This window comes from Halomonas sp. ND22Bw (assembly GCF_003011945.1).
Lineage (GTDB): Bacteria > Pseudomonadota > Gammaproteobacteria > Pseudomonadales > Halomonadaceae > Halomonas > Halomonas halophila.
The window spans coordinates 1-484 of sequence record NZ_PXWD01000123.1 but is presented as its reverse complement, the minus strand read 5'-3'; the positions used below and the strand labels follow the sequence as shown (position 1 = coordinate 484).

Sequence of the window (484 nt, the reverse complement as noted above, 5' to 3'; positions counted from 1 at the left end):
ACTCCTTGATGTTGGCCATGATGGCGCCGCGCAGGGTCTGCCAGGTGATGGCCACGCCGATGATGATCCCCAGGACGACACAGCCGCCGATGATGATGACCAGAATCCCCTCCTCGAACATGGCGCCGGCGTTGGCGTCGGCCAGCTGTTGCTTGGTCCAGGCCTTCCACTGACCGTTGCCCATGGCGTTCAGTTGCGCCACCACGACGGGGGCGCGGGCCGGATCGCGCAGCTTGATCATCAGGGGGCCAACGCGCGGGCCGGTGTCGGCCTGGCCCAGCATCCGCAGGGTGTCGCGCGACATGACTACGCCCGGCTGCATCATGTTGGGATAGCCGCGCGTCACGCCGACGACGGTGACGGTCTGGCCGTTGTACAGGGCCTTGTCGCCCAGCTTCACGCCCAGGGTCGTCAGAGCCGTCTCGTCCACCGCGACGGTGTAGGGTTGGCGCAGCGCATCGACCAGTTCCTGGGAATAGTCGGT

1 protein-coding gene is annotated in these 484 nt (G+C 66.5%); it reads right to left on the bottom strand.

Annotated elements, in window-relative coordinates; translation table 11 throughout:
- Window positions 1-484 (bottom strand): ABC transporter permease (locus tag CVH10_RS17280; RefSeq protein WP_146142982.1); only part of this gene is annotated, 484 nt, incomplete at both ends.